The organism is Chelativorans intermedius, assembly GCF_025398255.1.
GTDB classification, from domain to species: domain Bacteria; phylum Pseudomonadota; class Alphaproteobacteria; order Rhizobiales; family Rhizobiaceae; genus Chelativorans; species Chelativorans intermedius.
Map to the genome: position 1 here is coordinate 195,244 of NZ_JAODNW010000002.1, position 23,115 is coordinate 218,358.

Genomic DNA, 23,115 nt, shown 5'->3' on the forward strand with positions numbered 1-23,115 from the left:
TCTCAGCCTTCCTTCTCTGCCACCGCAGAAAGGCTGCGGCCGGCGATGACCACCTCGCGCACCGCGAGCGCGTCGTCGAGCACCACAAGATCGGCCCGCGCGCCGGGGCGGATGGTGCCGATGTCGAGGGCGCCGATCCATCGCGCCGGAATGGTGCTGAGCCGCCGGGCCGCCTCGGCAAGCGGCAGGCCGATGGCGACAAGATTGCGCAATGCCTGGTCCATGGTCAGCGCCGAACCGGCAAGCGTGCCGTCCGCCAGCCGCACGCTGCCATCCCGCTTGGTCACGACATGCCCGCCGAGCCGGTAGCCGCTGCCGTCGGGCATGCCGGCGCTCGCGGTGGCGTCGGTCACGCCGTAGAGATTCGGGATCGCCCGGCGGGCGGCAAGGATCGCGCCGGGCTCCACATGGATGAGATCCGGTATGATCTCGGCAAAGCCGGCATGGGCCAGTGCCGCACCGGCGATGCCGTTGGCGCGGTGGGCAAGCCCCGTCATGGCGTTGAAGAGATGCGTTACCCCGCATCCGCAGGCAATGGCATGGTGCGCCTCGGCATAGCTGCACAGGCTGTGGCCGATCTGAGCGCGTGCGCCCGCCGCCTGGATGGCCGCGCGCAAGGCGCCGCCGGGGTCGCATTCGGGCGCGAAGGTGACGACGCGCACCGGCGCAAGCGCGGTCCATTTGCGCAGCAGCGCCGGGTCGGCAGGCCGGGCATGGGGCGGCTGCGCGCCCAGCTTGTCGGGGTTGATGAACGGCCCCTCGAGATGCGCGCCCAGAACGCACGCCGCGTCGGGCCAGTCGGCGGCCGCAGCCTCGGCCACGGCGGCGAGGAAGGCCGCGGTCTCCTCCACCGGCGCGGTGACCGAGGTCGCCAGCAGGCTGGTGGTGCCGTGGCGGGCGTGCAGCATCGCGGCGGTCCGGATGGCCGCCGCGCCGGCCATCATGTCCGCCCCGCCGCCGCCATGCACATGCAGGTCGACGAAGCCGGGCAGCACGAAGGGCGGCCGCGGAGCCGCGACCGGCTCACCCTCGAGCCCGGCGATGCGCGCATCGAAGGTGACGCGGCCTGAGACCCATCCCTCGGGGGCAAGAATCGATCCCGTAAGCTCCGCCATCAGGACAGCTCCGTCACGAAGTCCCAGCGATCACCGCGAAAGGTGGAACGGGTAAATTCCACCGCCCGGTCCTCGGCCGTATAGCCGATGCGCGTGATCAGCAGCCCGCAGGCGCCGGGCTCGGTCTCCAGCATCGCGGCCTGGTGCTTGTCGAGCGAGATGGCCGAAAGCCGCTGGACGGCGCGCACCGGGCGCATCCCGCGCGCTTCCAGGGTGACATAGAGCGATTCGCCCACCTCGTCAGGATCGGGCAGGGCTTCGTGGACGAGCGTGGAGGCCTCGAGCGCCAGCGGCTGGCCGTCGGCGCTGCGCAGCCGCACGATGCGGGTGACCTTGCGCCCGGGAGAAAGACCGAGCGCGATCACCTCCTCCGGCGTGGCCAATCCGACGCCGCGACTGATGAGTCGCGACTGCGCCACCATCCCGCGCGCCGCCACGTCGTCCGACAGGCTGGTCAGCCGCGTGAGCGACTGTGAGACCTTGGCGGAGACATAGGTGCCCGAACCGCGCCGCTGTTCCACCACGCCCTGGCGGGCAAGCTGCTCCAGCGCGTGGCGCACGGTGATGCGGCTCACGCCGTGGATCTCGGCCAGCCGCCGCTCGGGCGGCAGGGCCGCGCCGGGGCTATATTCTCCGGTTTCGATCTGCCGGGCGAGGGTCTCGGCAAGCTGCTGATAGAGCGGTGCGCGTGCCCCCGCTTCCGGCCGCCGCTGCGTTTCGGTCATGACGCCCCCCCGCTTCGCATGGACCGATCCAGAAGAAGCCGCACCAGCCCGTCAAGCGCATTTCCCCGCGGCGCAACCAGCCGGGCACGATGGCGCTCGGGCAGGCGCGGGCCGAACACCTCGGCAAGTCCGCCGAGCAGCGCAATGGGCAGGCCGGCTGTCGAAACGTCGATAGCGTCGATTGTCTCGGCAATCTCTGCCGCGCCCTCGCGCAGAATCTCCTCGGCAAGCGCATCCCGATCGGCCGCCGCTGCCACCACCAACGGCGCAAGCGCGGCATATTCGGTCGACCGCGCCTTGCGCAGCCAGGCCTGGATGTCGCCCAGCGAGGCACCCAGGCGCTCGGGCAGGGTCTCAAACAGCCGGGAAGGCGCGGTGCGCCGCCCGTCGCGCCATTTAAGATAGGCCTGAAGCGCACGATGCCCGATCCAGGCACCGCCACCCTCGTCGCCGACGGGAAAGCCCCAGCCGCTCGCCTGCACCACCTCGCCTCCCGGATGCAGCGCATAGGCCGTCACCCCGGTGCCGACGGCAACGGCAACCCCCGGTGCACCGGCAAAGGCGCCGATCAGCGAAGCATAGCCGTCGGTGACAATGGTGAGTTCGGCACCGCTCAGCGGCGAGTGCTCGCGAAATGCCGCCCGGTTCTCGGCGCAGAGCGCGCCGGCAAGCCCGGCTGCAAGCCGGATGGCGCCCTCCTCCGGCGCGCCTGCGCCCGCCGCGGCGAAGGCCGCGCGCATGGCCGCAAGAACCGACTCCCAGGCCGCCGGCACCCCGAGCGTCAGGCTGGACGGACCAGCGCGGCCCTCGCCCAACGGGCGGCCGCCCGCATCGCACACCCGCACACGCGTACCGGTGGCGCCGCCATCGACGGCGACAAGGAACTGCGGGCAATGTCCATCGCGTGCCACGGGAAGAATCCAAATCCTGATAAGCTTGACTACACTATAACCAAATTCCCCAATTGGACAAGGCATTCCGGGAAATTTGAAGACCAAAATAAGTTTGGTATTGATTTTGGTCTTATGATTGGTCATAAATCAAGATGTCATCTGAATCCGGGAGCGCCCATGAACACCGAAGACGTCAGCCAGCGCTATCAGCGCCTCGACACCTGGCCGACGGGTGAGGTCGTTGCCGCGCTCATCGAGGGGCAGATGCGAGCCCCTGCCGCCGTCTGGGCCGTCGAAGGGCATCTCGAGGCCGCTGCCGAGGCGGCCGCTGCCCGGCTGGCGCAGGGCGGGGGACGGATCGTCTATGCCGGCGCCGGCGCCTCGGGGCGCATTGCCGTGCAGGACGGGGTGGAGCTCCATCCCACCTATGGCTGGCCGGACGATCGCCTCGTCTATCTCATGGCGGGCGGCGAGGGTGCGCTTGTGCGCTCCGTCGAAGGTGCGGAGGACGACGCCGAAGAGGCCAGGCGAAGAGTGGCCGAGCTGGACCTCGGCCCGACCGACGTGCTGATCGCCGTCGCCGCGAGCGGGGCCACGCCCTTCGTCGTCGCCGCCGCCCAGGCGGCGCGCACCGCCGGCGCGCTGGTGATCGGACTTGCCAACAATCCCGACAGCCCTCTGGCGGCTGTCAGTGACCATGCGGTGGAGCTTCTCACCGGCGCGGAGGTAATCGCCGGTTCCACGCGCATGGCCGCCGGCACGGCGCAGAAGATCGCGCTCAATGTGCTGTCGACGGCCATCATGGTGCGCCTGCGCCGCGTCCATGACAACCTGATGGTCGATCTCGCGTCGACCAACGCCAAGCTCGCCAGGCGGCGGCTGGCCATCCTGCGTCGCATCGTGCCCGCCGATGAGGCAGCGGCACAGCGGGCGCTGGAGCGCGCCGGCGGCCACATCAAGACGGCTGCACTGCTGCTGCGGGGCTGCACCCCCGAAAAGGCGGGCGAGGCACTGGCGCGCGCGGGCGGCGACCTGCGCGCCGCGCTTGCAACCCTCAACACATCTCGGACCGAAAAGGGAGGAACCCCATGAAACGCCTGCTCATGACCACCGCCGCCTACGCGGCGCTTTCGCTTGCTGCCGCCGGCGCGGTGGCGCAGACATTGACCATCGAAAGCTGGCGCTCGGAGGACCAGGCGATCTGGGATGAGGTCCTTCTGCCCGCCTTCGAGGCCAAACACCCCGACATCAATGTCGAGTTCAAGCCGACCGCGCCCACGGAGTACAATGCTGCGCTCAACGCACGGCTCGACGGCGGCACCGCCGGCGACCTGATCGTCTGCCGGCCCTTCGACGGCTCTCTTGTGCTCTATCAGAAGGGACATCTGGCCGAGATCACCGATCTTGCCGGTCTCGAGAACTTCCCCTCCGTGGCCAAGGCCGCCTGGTCCACGGACGATGGGGCCGAGACCTTCTGCGTGCCCATGGCATCGGTCATCCACGGCTTCATCTACAACCGCGAAGCCTTCGAGGAGCTGGGGCTCAAGGAGCCGCAGACGGTCGAGGAATTCTTCGCCGTGCTCGACGCGATCAAGGAGGATGGCAGCTACACGCCGCTGGCCATGGGAACCGCCGACCAGTGGGAATCGGCCACCATGGGCTACACCAATATCGGCCCGAACTACTGGAAAGGGGAAGAGGGCCGGCTGGGCCTGATCGAGGGAACCGCCAAGTTCACCGATCCCGAATTCGTCAAGCCGCTTGAGGTGCTGGCGCGCTGGAGCGACTATATGGGCCGCGGCTATCAGGCGCAAAGCTATTCGGACAGCCAGAACCTCTTCACATTGGGGCGCGCGGCCATCTATCCGGCCGGCTCGTGGGAGATCACCGGCTTCAACAAGCAGGCATTCTTCGAGATGGGCGCCTTCCCGCCGCCCGTCGAGGCCGCGGGCGACACCTGCTATATCTCCGATCATACCGATATCGGAATCGGCATGAACGCGGCCACCGAGCATCCCGAGGCGGCGCGCACCTTCCTTGAGTGGGTGGCCTCGCCCGAATTCGCCGAGCTCTACACCAACGCCCTGCCGGGCTTCTTCTCGCTGTCGAACGCGACCTTCGAGGTGAAGGATCCGCTGGCGCGGGAGTTCCTGTCCTGGCGCGAGCAATGCGAGAGCACGATCCGGGTGGCCCACCAGATCCTCTCGCGCGGCGAGCCGAACACCTGGAACAACCTCTGGACGGTCGGCGCCAACGTGATCAACGGCGTCATGACACCCGAAGAGGCGGCGCGCACGCTCCAGGACGGGCTTGCGAAGTGGTACGCTCCTCAGAAGGACTGATCTGACGGATCTGAGCGCCCGGCTTGCCCGGGCGCGCAGGCCATCCTGACATCGGCCCACCACTCCGACAGCGGGGATGCCTCCGTGACCCAGACAGCCACAGATTCCGCAGCACCGGCCGCGCTCAGGCGCCGCCGCAAGCGTGCCGGGCGCCTGCACATCGTCGTGTTCCTCGCCCCGGCCGTGCTGATCTACACCATCTTCTCGGTCTATCCGCTGGCCGAGAGCCTGCGGCTCAGCCTCTATGACGGGCTCGAGGACGGCAGCGCCGTGTGGATCGGGCTCGGCAACTATGCCACCCTGCTCTTCGATCCCGATTGGGCGCGGCAGTTCTGGAATGCCTTCTCGAACAATCTGGTCCTGTTCTTCGTCCACATGGTGGTGCAGAACCCGCTGGGCCTGCTCCTGGCGGCACTCCTGAGCCTCGCGCCGCGCTTCGGGGGCGCCTATCGCACGCTGATCTTCGTGCCCACGCTGCTGTCGGTCGTCATCGTCGGCTTCATCTGGGAGCTGATCCTGTCGCCGCTCTGGGGCGTGGCCGAGACGCTTCTCGGCGCGGTCGGGCTCGCCGGGCTTTACCAGCCCTGGCTGGGGCTCGAAAGTTCCGCGCTGGTCACCGTGTCGCTGATCTCGGTATGGCAGTATGTGGGCATCCCGATGATGCTGATCTATGCCGCCCTCATCGCCATCCCTGACGAGCTCATCGACGCCGCGCGCGTCGACGGGCTTTCGGGCTTTGCCATCTTCTGGAAGGTGAAGCTGCCGCTGATCCTGCCCACGCTCGGCATCGTCGCGATCCTCACCTATATCGGAAACTTCACCGCCAGCTTCGACCTCATCTACTCGATCCAGGGTGCGCTCGGAGCGCCGAACTTCTCCACCGACGTGATGGGCACGCTCCTCTTCCGCACCTTCTTCGGCCAGCAGCTCCAGCTTGGCGACGTCCACATGGGCGCCACCGTGGCCAGCATGCTGTTCTTCATCATCCTCGTGGGCGTGACGATCTACCTCGCCCTCGTCCAGCGCCGCCTGCAACGCTACGAGATGTAAGGGGAAGGTCCATGAACACACCCGTCAGAACCGCCCGCGCCCGCACCAGCCGTCTTCGCCGCATCTCGGGCACGGCCTCGGTCCATGCCGTGCTGCTGGGCTACACGCTGATCGCCGTCTTCCCCGTCTTCCTGGTGATGATGAACTCCTTCAAGGACCGGCGTGGCATCTTCGGCGAGCCGCTGAGCCTGCCGCATGCCGGGACGTTCAGCCTGGAAGGCTATGCAACGGTGCTGAGCGAGGGTTCCTTTGCGACCTATTTCGGCAACTCGCTGATCGTCACCGTGGCCTCGCTCTTTCTGATCCTGTTTCTCGGCGCGGCGGCAGCGCATGCCCTGGCCGAGTACCGCTTCCGCTTCAATGCCCTGCTCAAGATCTACATGATCGTCGGCATCATGGTGCCCATCCGGCTCGGTACGGTCGCCATCCTCAAGCTCATGGTCGATCTGAACCTCGTCAACACCCTGTTGGCGCTCATTCTCGTCTATACCGCGCAGGGACTGCCGGTGGCCGTCTTCATCCTCACCGAGTTCATGCGCACGCTCTCCCGCGACATCAAGGATTGCGCCCGCATCGACGGGCTGAGCGAATACCGCATCTTTCTCGAGGTCGTGCTGCCGCTCATCCGGCCGGTGCTTGCCACCGTCGCCGTGTTCTCCATGATCCCGATCTGGAACGATCTGTGGTTCCCGCTGATCCTGGCCTCCAGCGATGCCACAAAGACGGTAACGCTCGGCGTGCAGCAGTTCATCGGCCAGTTCACCGTCAATTGGGGGGCCGTGCTCGCCGCCCTCAGCATCGCCATCCTGCCGGTACTCGGCCTCTACGCGCTGTTCTCGCGCCAGCTCATCGCAGGGATCACCTCGGGCGCGGTGAAGGGCTGAGCCCGTCCAACACGGAGACAGGAAATGTCCGATCTCACCCTTAGAAACGTCATCAAGTCCTATGGCTCCACCAAGGTGATCCACGGCGTCGATCTGCAAGTCCGCGACGGCGAGTTCGTGGTCTTTGTCGGCCCGTCGGGCTGTGGCAAGTCCACGCTTCTGCGCATGATTGCCGGGCTTGAGAGCATCACCGGCGGCGAGGTCGCCATCGGCGGCGAGATCGTCAACGACATCTCGCCGGCCGACCGCGGCATTGCCATGGTGTTCCAGTCCTATGCGCTCTATCCCCACAAGGACGTCTACGGCAACATGGCCTTTGCCCTGCGCCATGCCGGTGTCGACAAGGCCGAGATCGACGCCCGCGTCCAACGCGCCGCCGACATCCTCGGGCTGCGCGACCTTCTGCACCGCCGCCCCAAGGAGCTGTCGGGCGGCCAGCGCCAGCGTGTCGCCATCGGCCGGGCGATCGTGCGCGACCCCAAGATCTTTCTCTTCGACGAGCCGTTGTCCAACCTCGACGCGGCGCTGCGGGTTCAGATGCGGGTGGAGATCCTGCGTCTTCACCAGCGGTTGAAGACGACCATGATCTACGTCACCCACGATCAGGTGGAGGCAATGACGCTCGCCGACCGGATTGTGGTGCTTCACGGCGGGCGCATCGCACAGGTGGGCACGCCGCTCGAGCTCTACCATCACCCCGACAGCATCTTCGTGGCGGGCTTCATCGGCAGCCCGAAGATGAACTTCCTCGAGGCCGCCCTCACCGGCTGGTCGCAGGAGGGCGCACATGTACAGGTGCCTTCGCTGGGCGAAATCGTGGTGCCGGTCAGCCGCCAGGGGGGCAGCGAGCGGGAGACAGGCGCCAGGCTCGGCATCAGGCCCGAACACGTGCAGCTTGCCGATCCGGCGACGGCGGCGATGAGGGGCGAGGTGCTGGTGGTCGAGCGGCTGGGCGGCGAGACCTATCTGCATCTCGATGTGGGCGCGGCCGATCCGTTCGTGGTCAAGACCGACGGCGCGGTCTCGGCACGCAGCGGCGAGCATGTGGGCCTGGCTTTCCCTCCCCACGCGCTGCATCTCTTCTCCGCCTCCGGCGCCGCGTTTCCGCACCGCGAACGCCACCGCACGCTCGCTGAACCTCAAGGCGCGTGATCGGCCCCGGGGGGGGGGGGGGAAAGCGGGCCTCACTCGGCCGCAGAGGCAAGGCCGGCGTCGTCCGCAGCGCTTGCGTTCGGCAGGGGCACGAGAACCGGCGTCTCCTCTCCGGCAAGCTGCACGATCCGGCAGCGGATGGCGAACACCTGCTGCACCCGCTCCTCCGTGAGCACCTGTCGGGTCGGTCCGTGCGCGGCGATGCGGCCATCGCAGAAAAGCACCACATGGTCCGCATAGCGCATCGCCATGTTGAGATCGTGCAGCACAAGGGCGAAGCTGCGCCCCTCCTGCCGGTTCAGGCGGCGGATCAGCTCCAGCACCTCGAAGGCATGCGCCACGTCGAGATGGTTGGTCGGCTCGTCGAGAAAGATGCGCGGCGCGTCCTGCGCGAGCGTCATGGCGATCCAGGCCCGCTGCTTCTGCCCGCCCGACAACTGACCGATCGGCCGGTCGCGCAGCGCCTCCGTTCCGGTCGCGGCGAGGGCGCGCTGGCAGGCGGCGCGGTCGGCATCGGAAGGTCCGGCAAACCGGCGGCGATGGGCAAACCGGCCCAGCATCACAAGCTCGCCCACGGTCAGCTCCGGTGGCGCCTCGGGCGTCTGCGAGAGCATGGCGACGGCACGGGCAAGCGCCCGCGGGGTCCATTCGGGCAGCGCCCGCCCGGCGATCTCCACCGTGCCCCGAAGAGGCGGGTGAAGACCGCGCATCAGCCGCAGGGCCGTCGACTTGCCGCTGCCATTTGGACCGCAGAAGGCGATCACCGCGCCTGCGGGCAGATCGAGCGTCACATCGTCCAGTGCGCGGGTGCGGTTGTAGGCGGCGCTTGCGGCACGCAGGCGGGCGAACGGATCAGCCATGGGCGCGTCGTCCTTTCAGAAGAAGCCAAAGGAAGATGGGGGCGCCGACGAGCGCCGTCAGTGCCCCCGCCGGCAGCTCCAGCGGGGCAGCGATGATGCGCGCCAGCGTGTCGGCACCCAGCACCATCAACCCGCCGATGAGCGCCGTCGAAACCAGATATCCCGGCGCGAACTGCCCGTGAATGTATCGCGCAGCGTGTGGCGCCACGAGCCCCACGAACCCCACCGCGCCCACCTGCGAGACGGCCAGCGCCGTCAGCAGAACCGACAGCGACAGGAGCGCTGCCTGCGTCCGCCCGAGCGCCAGCCCCGTCGCGGCCGCGCTTTCGGCATCGAGCGCGATCTGGCGCAGCGGCAGTCGCAGGGCCACCAGCGCGGGAATGCTCAGCGCAAGCCCTGCTGCGACCGTGGCCGCATCGCTCCAATGCGCCGCGCTCACCGAGCCCGTCAGCCAGGTCAGCGCCTGGTTGGCGCGGTAGATCGGGCCAAGGATCATCATCAGTGTCACCGCGGCCTTGGCAAGCGCGGCAAGCGCGACGCCATAGAGGATGATGCGAAGCGGGCTGCGCCCACCGGGATCGAGAAGCGTCAGCAGTGCCACCAGCGCGGCAAAGCCGAAGGCGCCGATCATGGCGGCGAGCGGCTGCCAGTGAATCGAAACGGTGAGCGCATTGGCATCGTCGGAGAAGATCCAGAGAAAGGCGACCACGCCCAGAGCGGCTCCGTCCGTCACCCCAAGCACGGAGGGGGCGGCCACCGGGTTCCGCGTGACCCGCTGAAGCAGCGCCCCCGCCAGCGCCAGCGCCATGCCCGTCAGCACCGCCAGCACGACCCGCGGCAGCCGCAAGGTCCAGATGATCACCGAATCCATCGGCGCGCCGCCACCCGCCAGCGCGGCGACCACGCGGCCGGGCGGCAGAAAGCTCGATCCAAGCCCGGCGGCGAGCACCGCGCCCGCCCCGAGCACGAGGCCAAGCAGCGCAAGGCGGTTGCCGGCGGCCATTGCACTCACAGCACTGCCTCCCGCCGTTGGCGCAGCAGCGCAATCAGCGTCGGCACGCCCACGAGCGCGAGCACCGCCCCGATCGGCGCCTCGCCCGGGGCGACGATCAGCCGTGCGACGATGTCAGCCGCAAGGGCGACGATCGCGCCGACGAGACAGGTGGTGATGGCAAGCGTGGCCATGGCCGGCTTCGGCTGCAGCCATCGGGCGATGTGCGGCGCCACCAGCCCGAGAAACACCACCGGCCCGGCCATGGCGACGGTCCCCGCGGCAAGAAGCGCGCCAAGGGCGAGCGCGGCAAGCCGGACGGTCGAGACGCGAACGCCGAGGCTGCGTGCGCTGTCATCGTCGAGCCGCAGCGCATCGAGCGCCGGGGCGAGAAGCATCGTCCCCAGAAAGCCCGCAAGGAGCGAGGGAACGCCGAGGCGCAGAAGGTCGCTGCCGCGGTCGGCAAAGCCACCGGACAGCCAGAAAAGCAACGTCTCGAGCGCGGTCTCGTCGATCAGCAGCAGGAGCTGCGTCAGCGAGGCCAGCATCCCCGCGACCGTCACGCCGGCAAGCAGCGTGGTGGCGGGCCTTGCGGCATCCCCCGCCGCAATGGCGATGCCGAACACGGCGATCGTGGCCGCCAGCGCGCCGAACGCCGCCAGCGCGCCAAGCTCAAGCAGGCTTGCCGCGCCAAGATGTGCGATGCCGAAGGTCACGGCAAAGGCCGCGCCGGCATTGATGCCCATCAGCCCCGGCTCGGCCAGGGGATTGCGCGTGGCCACCTGCATCAGGAGGCCCGACAGCCCCAGCGCCGCCCCGGCGACAGCCGCCACCAGCGTGCGCGGCACGCGCAGCGACACGATGATCAGCGCATCGCTGTCCGTCCCGCCCCGAAGTGCCGCAAGCACGGTCGCGGGATCATAGATGCGCAGGCCCATGTGCAGGCTCGCCGCCGCGGCAAGCCCGAGACCGAAAAGGAGAAGAAGATACAGCCGGCTCACATGCAGGTTCATTTGGCGCCCTGATTGACATTCCCGACCGATACAGTCAACAAATCCTCTGGAAAGCCTGACTGGAATTGTCGACAAAAAAAGGGGCCAAGACCATGCACCGACGCCTTCTCCTCAAGCTTCTGTCAGCGTTCTCGCTGGCGCTTGCCACGCCCGCGCTCGCCCGTGAGGTTGCCGACGCGATGGGGACGGTGACAGTTCCTGACAATCCGCAGCGCGTCGTGGTGCTGACGAATGAGGGCACCGAGGCGCTTCTTGCCCTTGGGGTGGTCCCCGTGGGTGCGGCGAACTCCTGGGTCGGTGATCCCTGGTGGGACCACATCGAGGACCGCATGGGCGATGCCGTTCCCGTGGGCACCGAAAGCGCCGTCAATCTCGAGCTTGTTGCAGCGCTCAAGCCCGATCTGATCCTCGCCAACAAGCAGCGCCACGAAGAGATCTATCCGCAGCTCACGGCCATCGCACCCACGGTGATGTCGGCGGAGCTGCGCGGCGACTGGAAGATCAACTTCCGCCTTTATGCCGCAGCGCTGGGGCTTGAGGAGAAGGCGGCCGAGGCCATTGCCGATTACGACAGGGCGGTCGCCGAACTTTCTGCCGCGCTCGGCGACCATCTGAAGGAGAAGGTCTCGGTGATCCGGTTCCTGCCCGGGCAGATCCGCATCTATCAGCTCGACAGCTTCTCCGGCGTGCTCTTGAAGGATGTGGGCTTCGATCGCCCCGACAACCAGAAGGTCGATGCCTTCGCCATACGCACCGGCAAGGAGAGCATCCCCGACATGGACGGCGACCGCATCTTTCATTTCACCTACGACACGGGCGACGGGCAGGGCCATGCGCTGGCCGAGGAGGTGCTCTCCGATCCGCTCTGGCAGTCGCTTTCGGCGGTACAGGCGGGCAGGGTCCATGCGGTGAGTGACGCCATCTGGAACACCGCCGGCGGCATCCTCGCCGCCCGCCTCATGCTTGAGGACATCGCCCGCATCTATGGCGTCGAGTGAGCCAATCGGCGCGCTCCCGCCTGACGCGCGCCGACTGTTTCTTCACGCGCTGTCGGGCGTCCGGTTGCGCTGGCGCGCGACGACGCCCGTCTCGGTCAAAAGCAGGTTGGCGAGCGTCTGGTCCTCGGCGCGCATTCGCCAGGAAAGAAGTCGCATGGCCTGGTCGCGGGCGAGCGGTGCATGGGCGGGCTCCAGCGCCAGGTTCCGCCATGGCGCGCCTTCCTCCATCGAGAGCAGGAGGGGAGGAAGCCCGGCGAAATGGACGTAGAGATGCGTCCCGTCAATGCTGGCGTTGAAAGAGCAGGCCTCCGACGGCAGGCCGAAAAACCGCTCCGGCCGGCCAAGCGCGATGTCGCGAAAGTCGATCGCGTAGTGCGCCGCATCGCGCCAGCCGTCCGGGCGGTGCCCCTCGATGAAGGCAAGGAGCGAGAAGCCGTCGCATTGCCCCGGCGCCGCCGCGCCCAGCCACGCAAGGATCGTCGGCATGATGTCGACGGCCTCGGTGAACGCGCTGACAACCTGCCCGCGCGTCGCATCCGCCTCGCGGCGCGGATCGTGGATGATGAGCGGCAGGTGAAAGGCCTGCGGAAACACCGCCTCCTTGCCGAGCATGTAGTGGTCGCCGAGCAGCTCCCCATGATCGGAGGTGAAGATCACCAGGGTACGCTCCAGCGTGCCGGTCGCCCGGAGCTGAGCCAGGATGCGGCCCACATGATGGTCGATCTCGGCAACCAGCGCGGCATATGTGGCGCGGATCTGGCCGATCTGCGCACGGCTGAGGTTGGCCGGGTCGAGCGAGCGGCCGAACACCCAGTTCTCGCGTGTCTGGTTGGCAAGCCGCCAGGCAACCCAGGGATGGAGCGCTGCCGTCTCCTCGAGGCTTCCGCGGGTCTGGGGCGCCGGCATCTCGTCCGCCGCAAACATGTCGTGCCAGGGGAGGGGGGCAAGCCACGGCGGATGGGGGCGGATGTAGGAGAGATGCGCGAACCACCCATCGCCCTGCTCGCCCTGCCAGTCGAGAAAGCGGTCCGTCAGGTAGGCGGTGTCGCTGTCGCTGTCGCGATAGCGGGCAGGGCCCCACAGCTCGCCATCGTGGCGGGCGGCCTCGGGCGTGTAAAGGGCCCTCAGGCCCACGGAGGTGTCGTAACCCTGGGCGCGCAGATGCGACAGCCAGGGTGCGGCATCCTCGAGCATCGGGCAGACGGGATCGAACCCGGGGAGGATGCCCTCATAGCTGCGCAGTGCCGGATCGTTCGGCGCCCGCCCGCGCGGATCGGGCGAGGTATCCGTGTAGCCGAAAAGGGCCGGAGCATAGCCCAGTGCGCGCGCCTCCAGCGCCAGATTGGTGAAGCGCGCATCGAGCGGGGTGCCGTTCTGCACCGAGCGGTGATTGTGGAGATACATGCCGGTGAGCAGGCAGGCGCGCGACGGCCCGCAGGGGCTCGCCTGCCCGTAGTGATTGGCAAATCGCACGCTCTGGCGCGCCAGCGCGTCGAGATGCGGCGTGTGCGCCTGGGAATTGCCGGCGCAGCCGAGAGCATCGGCCCGCATCTGGTCGGCGGTGATGAGCAGGACATTCCAAGACATCGTCACGGGAACCTTCAGGCCGCGGCTTCGGCGGCGAGCGCGCGTCTGCGCACCTCCGCACGGCGCATGAGTTCATAGATGATGGCCCCCAGGATCGTCAGGGCGATCAGGATCACCGCGATGGCGTTGACAGCGGGCGTCAGGCCGAGCCGCACGCGGCTTGCGATGTTCAGCGTCATGGTGGTCTCTGTGCCGATGACGAAGAGGGTGGTGTTGTAGTTCTCGAAGCTCTGGAGAAAGGCCATGAGTGCCGCGGCAAGAAGCGCCGGCCGCAGGAAGGGCACCGTGATGCGCCAGAAGGTCCAGGTATGGCTGGCCCCGAGGTCGAGGGCCGCCTCTTCCAGCGTGCGGTCGAACCGCTGCAGGCGCGCCAGAATGAGAAGCATCGCGAAGGCGGCGATGAAGGTCGTCTGCGCCACGACGGCGAGCATGAGCCCGCCGCCGACGCCGAAATACTGCCGCCAGAAGATGAGCGTCGAAATGCCGATGATGACGCCCGGCGTAAGGATCGGCGACACCATGATTCCATAGATCAGCGTCCGCGCCCGGCTTTGGAGGTTGTAAAGCACGAGCGCGCCGGCAAGCCCGATGGGAACGGACAGCGCCACCACCCCAAGGCCGATCAGGATCGAGTTCCACACCGCACGGCCCATGAGCTGATCGGCGAAGAGCTCCTGGAACCAGCGCAGCGTGAACCCCTGCCAGGGCAGCATGGTCGGAAAGCGGCTGTCGTTGAAGGCCGCCGCCATCATGAAGACGAGCGGCAGGAACAGATAGGCGAAGAACAGGACCAGATAGAGATAGATGAACGAGCGCAACAGGGAAGAGGACGTCATTTCGCGATATCCTGCAGGCTGACGCGGAACAGGCGCATCATCACGAGGATGAAGACGATGCACAGGATGAGGAGGGCAAAGGCATAGGCCGCACCCTGGTTCCAGTCGCCGCCGTCGAAAAACCAGGAATAGATGACCTCGGTGAACCAGCGCGAGCGCGGCCCGCCAAGCAGGCGCGGCACCGCGATCGTGCCGGCCGAAAGCATGAAGGTCATGATGCAGCCGACGGCAATGCCCGGTTTGGCATGCGGAATGACGACACGCCAGTGAATGCGCCAGGTCGAGGCGCCCAGGTCACGGGCAGCCTCGATCTGGTGGCGGTCGAGGCTCTCCATGGCGTTGTAGAGCGGAAACACCATGAACAGGATGTAGGCATAGACCATGCCGATCATGACGCCGATATTGCCGTCGATGAACTGGATCGGGCGGTCGATCAGCCCCAGGCCAACCAGCGCACTGTTGAAGATTCCGTTGCGCGAAAGGATCAGGAACCAGGCGAAGGTGCGCAGGATCTCGTTGACCCAGAAGGGCACGATGAGCGCCACGATCAGCAGTGCCGCCGCCTGCCCGCGCGCCACCTGCGCGAGGTGATAGGCAATGGGGTAGCAAACCGCCAGCGCCAGAACGGTGACGAGCATCGACGACCAGATCGTCTTGAAGAAGATGCCGCGGTGAATCGTGTTGGCCCAAAGCGTGGCATAGTTCTTGAGCGTATAGACGTCCTCGGGCCCGCCGATCTTCGAGGGTGGCAGGGAAGGGCGGAAGGAGAAATCCACCATCATCACCTGCGGCAGCACGATCATGAAGGCCACCCACAGAAGGGTGGTCAAAAGGGCCATCCAGGCGATGAGGGGGCCAGTGCGCCGGAAGAGCTCAGCCATGGGCGGTCTGTCCCTGCGGCAGGATCATCGTGGCATCGGTATCGAAGCCGACGCGCAGCAAAGTTGCCGCCTGCAGCCTTGCCTGGGTCCGCCCGTCATTGGTCAGATGCAGTATGGTCTCGCGCTCGCCGGCGCCATCCAGCAACACATTGATGAAGGCGCCCTCGAAGTCGAAGCGCTGAGGCGCGCTTTCCAGCATGTTGTCGGCCGCCTCGCCCGCGTCCAGAACGCGCATCCGCTCAGGCCGGACAAGGGCAATGGCGGGCGTGCCGACCGGCAGCGCGTGAAGGTTGCGGCCGCGCATCGGCCCGACCGCCGTCTCGATCAGCGCCTCTTTTCCCTCGATCCGCGAGATGGTGCCGGGGAACAGGTTGCTCTCCCCCACGAAGGTGGCGACGAAGGCGTTTTGCGGCGCGTCGTAGATGTCGGCCGGCTGGCCGATCTGCAGCACCTCGCCCTGCGACATCACGCCGATGCGGTCGGACATGGTGAGCGCCTCGCCCTGGTCGTGCGTGATGTAGATGAAGGTCACGCCCGTCTTGCGCTGGATGGCGCGCAGTTCGGAGCGCATGTGCTGACGCAGCTTGAGGTCGAGCGCCGACAGCGGCTCGTCGAGCAGCAGCACCGCCGGCTCGACGGCAAGCGCGCGGGCAATCGCCACCCGCTGGCGCTGGCCGCCGGAAAGCTCGGAAACCGCCTTGTCCGCATAGCCGGGCAGGGCGATGAGATCGAGCAGCTCCTCGGCGCGCCGCCGCCGCTGCGCCTTGCCGACACCGCGCGCCTCGAGCCCGAAGGCGATGTTCTCCCACACCTTCATGAGCGGGAAGAGCGCCAGATTCTGGAAGATCAGCGCCGTCGGGCGCCTGTTGGGGCCAATGCCCCGCATGTCCTTGCTGCCGATCCGCACAGCCCCTTCCGTGGGCTCCATAAAGCCGGAAATCAGGCGCAGGATGGTTGTCTTGCCACAGCCGGAAGGGCCGAGAAAACTGAAGAACTCCCCCGCCCCGATCTTGAGGCTTACATTGCGCACGGCGACGAAATCGCCGAAACGCATGGTTACGTTGTCGAGTTCGACGCTCTGGCCCATCCCGTTCCCCTCTCCAGGATTTGGCGGCTCCCGGCGCAGGTGCCCCGGGAGCCAATTTAGCAGCCAGGCTTATCCCGCCAAGAGGCGGTCGCGGAATTCGTTGCGCGCGGCCACGAACCAGGCCGGCTCCGGCGGATACCACCACAGCTCCTCGATGGCGTTGCCCGGATAGGCAGCGGCGAAGTTGGCCGCATAGTCCTCGCCCGCAAGCGGTGCCGCACCCTCGGTGCACGAATTGTAGCCCGACAGGCGCACATGAATGGCCGCGTTCTCGGGCGTGTAGTACCAGTTCAGGAACTCATAGGCCTGGTCGATGTTGCGCGCGCCCTTCGGGATGGCCATGCTGTCCATCCAGGTGAGCGCGCCTTCCTTCGGCGCCAGATAGGTGATGCGCCCGCCGCTTTCGGTGCGCATGCGCATGGCCGGGCCGTCCCAGGTCTGGCCGATGACGGCATTGTTCAGCATGAACGCCGCCTCCGTCTCCTGGGCGTTCGACCAGAACTGCACGATCGCGTTCTTGCGCTCGAGCGCGAATTGCAGGCAGCGCTCGTAGATCTCGCGCATCGCCGTCTCGTCGGTGTAGGTGACGCGCATCTTGTCGGAATCGATCTCGCCGATCGAGTCGAGATAGAGGCCGATCCCGAGCAGCGAGGAGTGGGCCCGCACCGTGGCGCGGTCGTCCTCCGCCCACACGTCGCCATAGCCAAGCTTGCCGTGCACGGCCTCGATCACCGAGGTGTCGATGCACAGACCCTCGGTGCCCCAATTGAAGGGAGAGGCAAAACGCTCGCCGTTGCGCACGCCACCCAGCTCGCCGGAGCTCGCCCACATCGAGGGGATGACGCCCGCCACATTGATGCGGCTTTCATCCATGGGCTGCAGCAGCTCCTGCTCGAGCCATACCGGAACATAGGTGATCGAGGGCATCACGATGTCGAACCCTTCGCCGCCCGAGGCGCGCAGACGGTTCAGAACCTCGTCGTTGGAGCCGTAGGTCGACAGGTTGAGCTTGATCCCGGTCTTCGCCTCGAAGCTTTCGATCATCTCCGGATAGACATAGTCCGACCAGGTGAACAGGTTCAGCTCGCCGGAGCTCTGGCCGAAGGCCGGACCGCCGATGAACGGCGCCCCCAGCGTCAGCGCACCCGCCGCGCCGGCGCTCTTGAGCAGCGTGCGCCGGTTGAAGGCGCGGGCCGCACCCGCCGTCTGCACGGCATAGTTCTTTGCAGGCTTCTTCATGATTTCCACTCCCGGTTTGCGGACCGCAGAAGAAGACGGCACGCCCTTCAGGCCGCCATCGATATCTCCAATCTTCCCGATCCAGTCTCGTCCATCGGATATCGTCAAATCAGTTCATCGAGTTCCGTGCCTTCGCCTCCTTCCGCGCTGTTCCCCTTTTCTCACTCAACCACACGTCCCGGGAAGACCCGCTTTCGGCGCATCGCCGGTCTTCGTTCGGGACCGCTGGTTTTCCAGGCTGCGGGAACGATGATGCCCAACTCTCGGCGTGCCTCAATTTGACCATTTGTGTTACATTTTTTTGAAGCCTGCGCCCGATCCCGCAAGAATCCCCGCCGGAATGACGAGCGCCGGAGGGCATCGCCGCGAATTCTGTGCCTGGCGCTCTCATTTGTAAATTCATCCTTCCCGGTCGTTCTCCGGCCGCCTGTCATGCGTCACGCTGCCGTGGCGGGCGGCTATGCCGGCCACGGCAGCGAGTAGGTCCTGACATTGGTATATCCCTTCATCGCCTCCTTCACGCCTTCCTTGTAGCCCAGCCCCGAATCCTTGATGCCGCCGAAGGGGGACATCTCGATCCGGTAGCCCGGCACCTCCCAGACATTGACCGTGCCGACCTCCAGCCCCTCGACGAAACGGGTTATCCAGTCGAGCCTGTCGGTGCACAGGCCCGCCGACAGCCCGTAGGCCGTCGCGTTGGATATCTGAATGACCGTGTCGATGTCGTTCGGGCAGCGGATGATCGGAATGACGGGACCGAACGTCTCCTCGCGCACCAGCTCGCAGTCATGGGGAACGCGGTCGACCACGGTCGGCGGATAGAGGGCGCCCTGGCGGGTGTTGCCATGGAGCAGAACGGCGCCCTTCTCCACCGCGTCGTTGACCCGCGCCTCGAACAGGCGGGCCGAACGCGCGTTGATGACCGTGCCGACATCGGTTTCGGGATCCATGGGATCGCCGCAGCGCAACGCCCGGGCGCGGGCCAGGATCTTCTCCGACAGGGCATCGGCGATGGGCTCGACGGCGAGGATGCGCTTGACCGCCGTGCAGCGCTGCCCGGAGTTTCTGGTGGCGCCGCTCACCGCCAGATCGGCGGCCCGGTCGAGATCGGCATCGGCCAGCACGATCAGAGGATCGTTGCCGCCAAGTTCAAGCACCAGGCGCTTGTAGCCGGCGGTTGCCGCGATGTGCTTGCCGACCCTCACCGAGCCGGTGAAGGTGACAAGATCGGCATCCGGATCGGTGATCATGGCATCGCCCATGGTGGCGGGATTGCCGGTGACCACCGACAGCATCTCGGGGGGCAGGCCCGCCTCATAGAGAATGTCCGCCAGAAGAAGGGCCGTCAGCGGCGTAAGCTCGGTGGGTTTGAGCACCACACGGTTGTTGGTGGCCACCGCGGGCGCGATCTTGTGGGCCACCATGTTGAGCGGGTGGTTGAACGGCGTGATCGCCGAAATGACGCCCAGAAGCGGCGTGCGCATCGTGTAGATGCGCCGTGGCTTGCCCTGCGGAGTGATGTCGCAGGAAAAGATCTCGCCGTCGTCCTGGATGACAAGCTGTCCGGCCAGCGAGAAGACATCGCAGGCGCGCCCCACCTCATAGAGCGAATCCTTTAGGCAAAGGCCGGATTCGGCGGTAATCAGCCGGGCGATCTCGTCGCGGCGGGCGGCAAGCTGCTCGGCAACACCCGTCAGGATCCGCTGGCGCTCATGGCGCGTGAGCCTTGCCCGAAAGGCGCGGGCCCTCCAGAACGCATCGCGCACATGCTCGGGCCGGGCGGCGGGCACGCTCCCGATCACCTCGCCGCTATAGGGATTGACGACCTCGATCGTCTCGTCGGTGCCGACCGCGCGCCCGGCGATCCGCATCTTCTCTTCGCGAAAGGCTGTCTTCACCGAAACGTCCATCTCTTCATCGTCCCTGCTCGATGTCGTTGACCGGCTGTGCGCTCAGTGTGCGGCGGCAGCCCTCGTCGCAACGTGAAAGGCATCGAAGTTGCGCAGCTGCGGCGCTTGGGGAAGATCCTCCATCGACCTGTTGACGATGAACGGAACCTCCTGCTCGCCGAGCCCGCCATGGGAGCGCAGGGGCTCCTTCAGGGCCGACAGATCATGACGGTCGGCGCTGGTGCCGATCACCTTGTTCTCATCCGACAGGAGCACGATGTCGCCGATGCGGTCGGCGGGCAGCTCGAAGCGCCGGCAGGCCTCGTCGCGCCCGAGCACCAGCTCCATGCCGTCGATCGCGCTGAGACGGGCCATGATCGCGCCGATATCCGCGTTCTTCGGCAGATAGGCGGTGGCAAAGGACCCGAGCGCGCCATGATGGACCACATACGGGTCGGTGATCGGCAGGATCACGCGCGCCGCGCCCGGACCAAGCCAGCGGTCGAGCAGTTCCTGCACATAGATGACATCCGGGCTTCCGTCCGGCCGGTGCTTGGGCTTCATGCCATGGTCGGCGGTGATGACGACGACAGCGCCGGCAGCATCGAACTCGGCCAGATAGCGGTCGAACATCGCGTAGAAGGCGTTCGCCTCTGGCTCGCCGGGGGCGAACTTGTGCTGGATGTAGTCTGTCGTGGTCAGATACATCACGTCCGGCCGGAAATCGCGCAGAAGCTTCAATCCGGCCGCGAAGACGAACTCGCTGAGGGCCGCCGAATACACATCAGGCACCCGCCGGCCGAGCCAGTAGGCGGCGTTGTCGATGCCGTGTTCGGCTGCCGTCGTGGTGTCGGCCTTCTCCGACGAGAAGCACATGGCGCGGCCCTCGCCGAAGGTCAGCCCGTGGCCGAGAAGGGCGCGCAACTTGTCCTTGGCGGTGACCACGGCAACACGGGCGCCGGCGGCGTGGAAGCCGGCGAATATGGTGGGCGCGCGAAGGAAACGCGGATCGTTCATCATGACCTCCGCGTCGCGCTCGGGCTCATAGAGATAGTTGCCGCAGATCCCGTGGATGGCGGGCGGCCGCCCGGTGGCGATGGACAGGTTGTTCGGATTGGTGAAGCTCGGAATGGCGCTGTGGGCGGTGCGCGTGGTGCCCTTGCGCATCACCCCCTGAAGCGTCGGCATCAGGTCCGCAGCCATGGCGGTCTCGAGATAGGCAGGTTCGCAGCCGTCGAGGCAGAAGACGACGGCAGGGCGCACAGGCCAGGGATATTCCCTGTCGTTGACGATGATCGCTCGGGGAGCGTTTCCTGAGGTCATGGGGTCCTTTCTCCGTGGTTGGCCGGACCACTCAGGCAGCCAGCCGGGCCTTTTCCTCCAGCGCCGAGGCGGGGGGTGCCGCGCTCGCAACGCCCATCTCCTCGAGGCTCTCCCCGACTGCCTTGACGACCCGGCGCATGACCGAAGCATCAAGGCGACCGATGCAGCCGATGCGGAAGGAATCGACCACGGTCAGCTTGCCGGGATAGATGATGAAACCTTTCCCCTTCATCAGATCGTAAAAGTGTTGGAAGGCGAAGCGGGGATCGGCGGGATTGAAGAATGTGACGATGATCGGCGACAGCCAGCGATCGGCAAGAAGCGTCTCGAAGCCGAGCGCGCGCATGCCTTCGACCAGCGTGTCGCGGTTTTCGACGTAGCGGGCAAGACGGCCGCTCACGCCGCCCTCGGCGCGGTGCTGGCCGAGCGCCTCGAGGAAGGCCGCCACCACATGGGTGGGCGGGGTGAAGCGCCACTGGCCCGTCTCCTCCATGTAGGCCCACTGCGCATGGAGATCGAGGCTCAGGGAATGGCTGCGCCCCCGGGCGGCGCGCAGCGCCTCCTTGCGGGCGATGACAAAGCCAAAGCCCGGCACGCCCTCGATGCACTTGTTGGCCGAGGAGACGACCGCCTCGAAGGGCACCTTGGCCGCATCCAGCGGGATGGCGCCAAGCGCGCTCATGGAATCGATCAGCAGCTTGCGCCCTCGGGCGTGAACCACCGCGGCGATTTCCTCGACAGGGTTGAGGATGCCGGAGCTCGTCTCGCAATGGACGACGATCACATGCCCGATGTCCGGGTCCTCGTCGAGGGCGCGCGCCACCTCCTCAGCCCGCGGCGGCAGATAGTCGCCCTTGTCGATCAGCCGGTAGGAGCGGCCAAGATAGTCCAGCGTTCGCGCGATGCGCTGGCCATAGGCTCCATTGGCAAGAACCAGGGACCGCCCATCGCGGGGGATGAAACTTCCCAGCATCGCCTCGACGACGAAGGTGCCGCTGCCCTGCATCGGCACGCAATCGAACTCCTCGACAGTGCCGGAAGAACAGACGAGCTCGAGCAGCTGGCGGCGCAGCGTTGCGGTCATGGCCCGGAAATCCCCATCCCAGGAGCCCCAGTCGCGCAACATGGCGGCCTTGACCCTCGGCGAGGTCGTCAGCGGCCCGGGGGTGAGCAGATAGGGTTCGCTGCCCGGCGGATCGACAATGTCCGCACACGAGGATCCGTTTGCCATGCGCCGCTCCCGCTCGCAGTGTTTTCCGGTCGACTCTACGGCGCCTGATTTCATTTGAAAAATCGATATTTCAGATAATAGAATAGGGCAAGGTGATAGTTCCTGCGGAGGGTTCCGCCTTGCGCTACGTCCAGCTTCGAGCCTTTCATCATGTCGCGGTGTGCGGAGGCTTCTCAAAGGCGGCCGGGGCGCTGGGCCTGTCGCAGCCGGCGATCTCCGACCAGGTTCGGCGGCTCGAGGAGGATTACGACGTCATCCTCTTCAACCGCCAGCGCCGGCAGGTCACGCTGACCGAGATCGGCCGGCAATTGCTGGAGGTCACGAGGCGCCTCTTCGCAACAGAAGGGCAGGCCTTCGAAATCCTCTCGCAGTCCCAGACGCTGCGCGGCAGCACATTGCGCGTGGTCGCCGATTCCGCCTTCCACGTGCTGCACGCGCTCGCCCGCTTTCGCGCTGCATTTCCCGGCGTGGGCATCACCGTGCATGTGGGCAACACCGAACAGGTGATGAACCGCCTCTACGACTTTCAGGCCGATGTCGGTGTGCTGGGCGAGATGCCCGACAGCCAGGACTTCAAGACGCTTCTGCTCAGTTCGGAGCCGATCGTCGCTTTCGTCTCGCGCGACGATGCGCTTGCCGCCCGCAGCACCGTGACGCTTGCCGAGCTTTGCACGCAGCCGCTGGTGCTGCGCGAAAAGGGGTCGAAGACACGCTACAAATTCGAGGCCGAAGCCGCCGCCCGCGGCCTCAAGCCGCAGATCGCAATCGAAGCGGAGGGACGGGAAGCGGTCCGAGAGATCGTCGCCACCGGAATCGGGGTCGGCGTCGTCTCGGCCGCCGAATTCGGCCAGGATCCCCGCCTGGTGGCCATCCCCATCGCCGACTGCGACATGCGCATGGACGAAGCCCTGATCTGCCTGCGCGAGCGGGCCCAGTCGAGGCTCATCAGCGCCTTCTTCTCGGTCGCCGATACGGCATCGCAGCCGGCAGGCGACCTGGCGGCGGGCTGAGGTGCTTGC

21 protein-coding genes are annotated in these 23,115 nt (G+C 66.7%); 7 read left to right on the top strand and 14 right to left on the bottom strand.

Annotation, left to right across the window (positions count from 1 at the left end; all coding sequences use genetic code 11):
- Positions 1-2: 2 nt before the first annotated feature.
- The 3 genes from NYR58_RS03125 to NYR58_RS03135 are packed head-to-tail and all read right to left on the bottom strand — an operon-like array spanning position 3 to position 2,751.
- Positions 3-1,115 carry an N-acetylglucosamine-6-phosphate deacetylase gene (locus NYR58_RS03125; protein ID WP_261519012.1) on the bottom strand — a complete coding sequence of 371 codons (1,113 nt, stop codon included), beginning with the start codon at positions 1,113-1,115 and terminating at the stop codon, positions 3-5.
- Positions 1,115-1,840, bottom strand: coding sequence for a GntR family transcriptional regulator (locus NYR58_RS03130; protein ID WP_261519013.1), 726 nt, complete (start codon positions 1,838-1,840; stop codon positions 1,115-1,117). Before NYR58_RS03130 ends, NYR58_RS03125 begins: the two co-directional genes overlap by 1 nt.
- Positions 1,837-2,751 carry a BadF/BadG/BcrA/BcrD ATPase family protein gene (locus NYR58_RS03135; RefSeq protein ID WP_261519014.1) on the bottom strand — a complete coding sequence of 305 codons (915 nt, stop codon included), beginning with the start codon at positions 2,749-2,751 and terminating at the stop codon, positions 1,837-1,839. Before NYR58_RS03135 ends, NYR58_RS03130 begins: the two co-directional genes overlap by 4 nt.
- A gap of 159 nt (positions 2,752-2,910) precedes the next feature.
- On the opposite strand from NYR58_RS03135, the gene NYR58_RS03140 reads away from it, so the two are divergent.
- From NYR58_RS03140 to NYR58_RS03160, 5 genes are all read left to right on the top strand, one after another.
- Complete coding sequence (locus NYR58_RS03140; RefSeq protein WP_261519015.1) at positions 2,911-3,825, top strand: N-acetylmuramic acid 6-phosphate etherase; 915 nt, start codon at positions 2,911-2,913, stop codon at positions 3,823-3,825.
- Positions 3,822-5,075: an ABC transporter substrate-binding protein gene (locus NYR58_RS03145; RefSeq protein WP_378074525.1), complete on the top strand. Its 1,254-nt coding sequence runs from the start codon at positions 3,822-3,824 to the stop codon at positions 5,073-5,075. Before NYR58_RS03140 ends, NYR58_RS03145 begins: the two co-directional genes overlap by 4 nt.
- Positions 5,076-5,159: 84 nt before the next feature.
- Positions 5,160-6,125 carry a carbohydrate ABC transporter permease gene (locus NYR58_RS03150; protein WP_261519016.1) on the top strand — a complete coding sequence of 322 codons (966 nt, stop codon included), beginning with the start codon at positions 5,160-5,162 and terminating at the stop codon, positions 6,123-6,125.
- A gap of 11 nt (positions 6,126-6,136) precedes the next feature.
- Complete coding sequence (locus tag NYR58_RS03155; protein ID WP_261519017.1) at positions 6,137-7,009, top strand: carbohydrate ABC transporter permease; 873 nt, start codon at positions 6,137-6,139, stop codon at positions 7,007-7,009.
- Between the two features lie 24 nt (positions 7,010-7,033).
- Positions 7,034-8,161: an ABC transporter ATP-binding protein gene (locus tag NYR58_RS03160; protein WP_261519018.1), complete on the top strand. Its 1,128-nt coding sequence runs from the start codon at positions 7,034-7,036 to the stop codon at positions 8,159-8,161.
- A 32-nt stretch (positions 8,162-8,193) separates the two neighbouring features.
- On the opposite strand, the gene NYR58_RS03165 is transcribed toward NYR58_RS03160, so the two are convergent.
- From NYR58_RS03165 to NYR58_RS03175, 3 genes are read right to left on the bottom strand one after another with little or no spacing between them, the layout of a single operon-like run.
- Positions 8,194-9,021: an ABC transporter ATP-binding protein gene (locus tag NYR58_RS03165; RefSeq protein WP_261519019.1), complete on the bottom strand. Its 828-nt coding sequence runs from the start codon at positions 9,019-9,021 to the stop codon at positions 8,194-8,196.
- On the bottom strand, positions 9,014-10,024 hold the full coding sequence (locus NYR58_RS03170; protein WP_261519168.1) for a FecCD family ABC transporter permease: 1,011 nt from the start codon (positions 10,022-10,024) through the stop codon (positions 9,014-9,016). The genes NYR58_RS03165 and NYR58_RS03170 overlap by 8 nt, the downstream gene beginning before the upstream one ends.
- A 5-nt stretch (positions 10,025-10,029) precedes the next feature.
- On the bottom strand, positions 10,030-11,025 hold the full coding sequence (locus NYR58_RS03175; protein ID WP_261519020.1) for a FecCD family ABC transporter permease: 996 nt from the start codon (positions 11,023-11,025) through the stop codon (positions 10,030-10,032).
- 92 nt (positions 11,026-11,117) lie between these two features.
- On the opposite strand from NYR58_RS03175, the gene NYR58_RS03180 reads away from it, so the two are divergent.
- Positions 11,118-12,023, top strand: a complete 906-nt coding sequence (locus tag NYR58_RS03180; protein ID WP_261519021.1) for an ABC transporter substrate-binding protein — start codon at positions 11,118-11,120, stop codon at positions 12,021-12,023.
- Positions 12,024-12,065: 42 nt separating this feature from the next.
- Here the strand turns inward: NYR58_RS03180 and NYR58_RS03185 are convergent, their stop codons facing one another.
- From NYR58_RS03185 to NYR58_RS03220, 8 genes are all read right to left on the bottom strand, one after another.
- Positions 12,066-13,610: an alkaline phosphatase family protein gene (locus NYR58_RS03185; RefSeq protein WP_261519169.1), complete on the bottom strand. Its 1,545-nt coding sequence runs from the start codon at positions 13,608-13,610 to the stop codon at positions 12,066-12,068.
- A gap of 14 nt (positions 13,611-13,624) precedes the next feature.
- On the bottom strand, positions 13,625-14,446 hold the full coding sequence (locus NYR58_RS03190; RefSeq protein ID WP_261519022.1) for an ABC transporter permease: 822 nt from the start codon (positions 14,444-14,446) through the stop codon (positions 13,625-13,627).
- The gene (locus tag NYR58_RS03195) at positions 14,443-15,327 is read right to left on the bottom strand and encodes an ABC transporter permease (protein WP_261519023.1); all 885 of its coding nucleotides are present in this window, start codon (positions 15,325-15,327) and stop codon (positions 14,443-14,445) included. The genes NYR58_RS03190 and NYR58_RS03195 overlap by 4 nt, the downstream gene beginning before the upstream one ends.
- Positions 15,320-16,414, bottom strand: a complete 1,095-nt coding sequence (locus NYR58_RS03200) for an ABC transporter ATP-binding protein (protein WP_261519024.1) — start codon at positions 16,412-16,414, stop codon at positions 15,320-15,322. The genes NYR58_RS03195 and NYR58_RS03200 overlap by 8 nt, the downstream gene beginning before the upstream one ends.
- Positions 16,415-16,483: 69 nt before the next feature.
- Entirely contained in the window at positions 16,484-17,653 is a 1,170-nt protein-coding gene (locus tag NYR58_RS03205; protein WP_261519025.1) for an extracellular solute-binding protein, read from the bottom strand.
- A 458-nt stretch (positions 17,654-18,111) separates the two neighbouring features.
- Positions 18,112-19,563 (bottom strand): phosphonoacetaldehyde dehydrogenase, encoded by a 1,452-nt coding sequence (phnY, locus tag NYR58_RS03210; protein WP_261519026.1) that lies wholly within the window; start codon positions 19,561-19,563, stop codon positions 18,112-18,114.
- Between the two features lie 42 nt (positions 19,564-19,605).
- Positions 19,606-20,865, bottom strand: a complete 1,260-nt coding sequence (gene phnA, locus NYR58_RS03215; protein WP_261519027.1) for a phosphonoacetate hydrolase — start codon at positions 20,863-20,865, stop codon at positions 19,606-19,608.
- A gap of 31 nt (positions 20,866-20,896) precedes the next feature.
- Positions 20,897-22,096 (bottom strand): 2-aminoethylphosphonate--pyruvate transaminase, encoded by a 1,200-nt coding sequence (locus NYR58_RS03220; RefSeq protein ID WP_261519028.1) that lies wholly within the window; start codon positions 22,094-22,096, stop codon positions 20,897-20,899.
- A 119-nt stretch (positions 22,097-22,215) separates the two neighbouring features.
- On the opposite strand from NYR58_RS03220, the gene NYR58_RS03225 reads away from it, so the two are divergent.
- The gene (locus NYR58_RS03225; RefSeq protein WP_261519029.1) at positions 22,216-23,106 is read left to right on the top strand and encodes a LysR substrate-binding domain-containing protein; all 891 of its coding nucleotides are present in this window, start codon (positions 22,216-22,218) and stop codon (positions 23,104-23,106) included.
- Positions 23,107-23,115 lie beyond the last annotated feature (9 nt).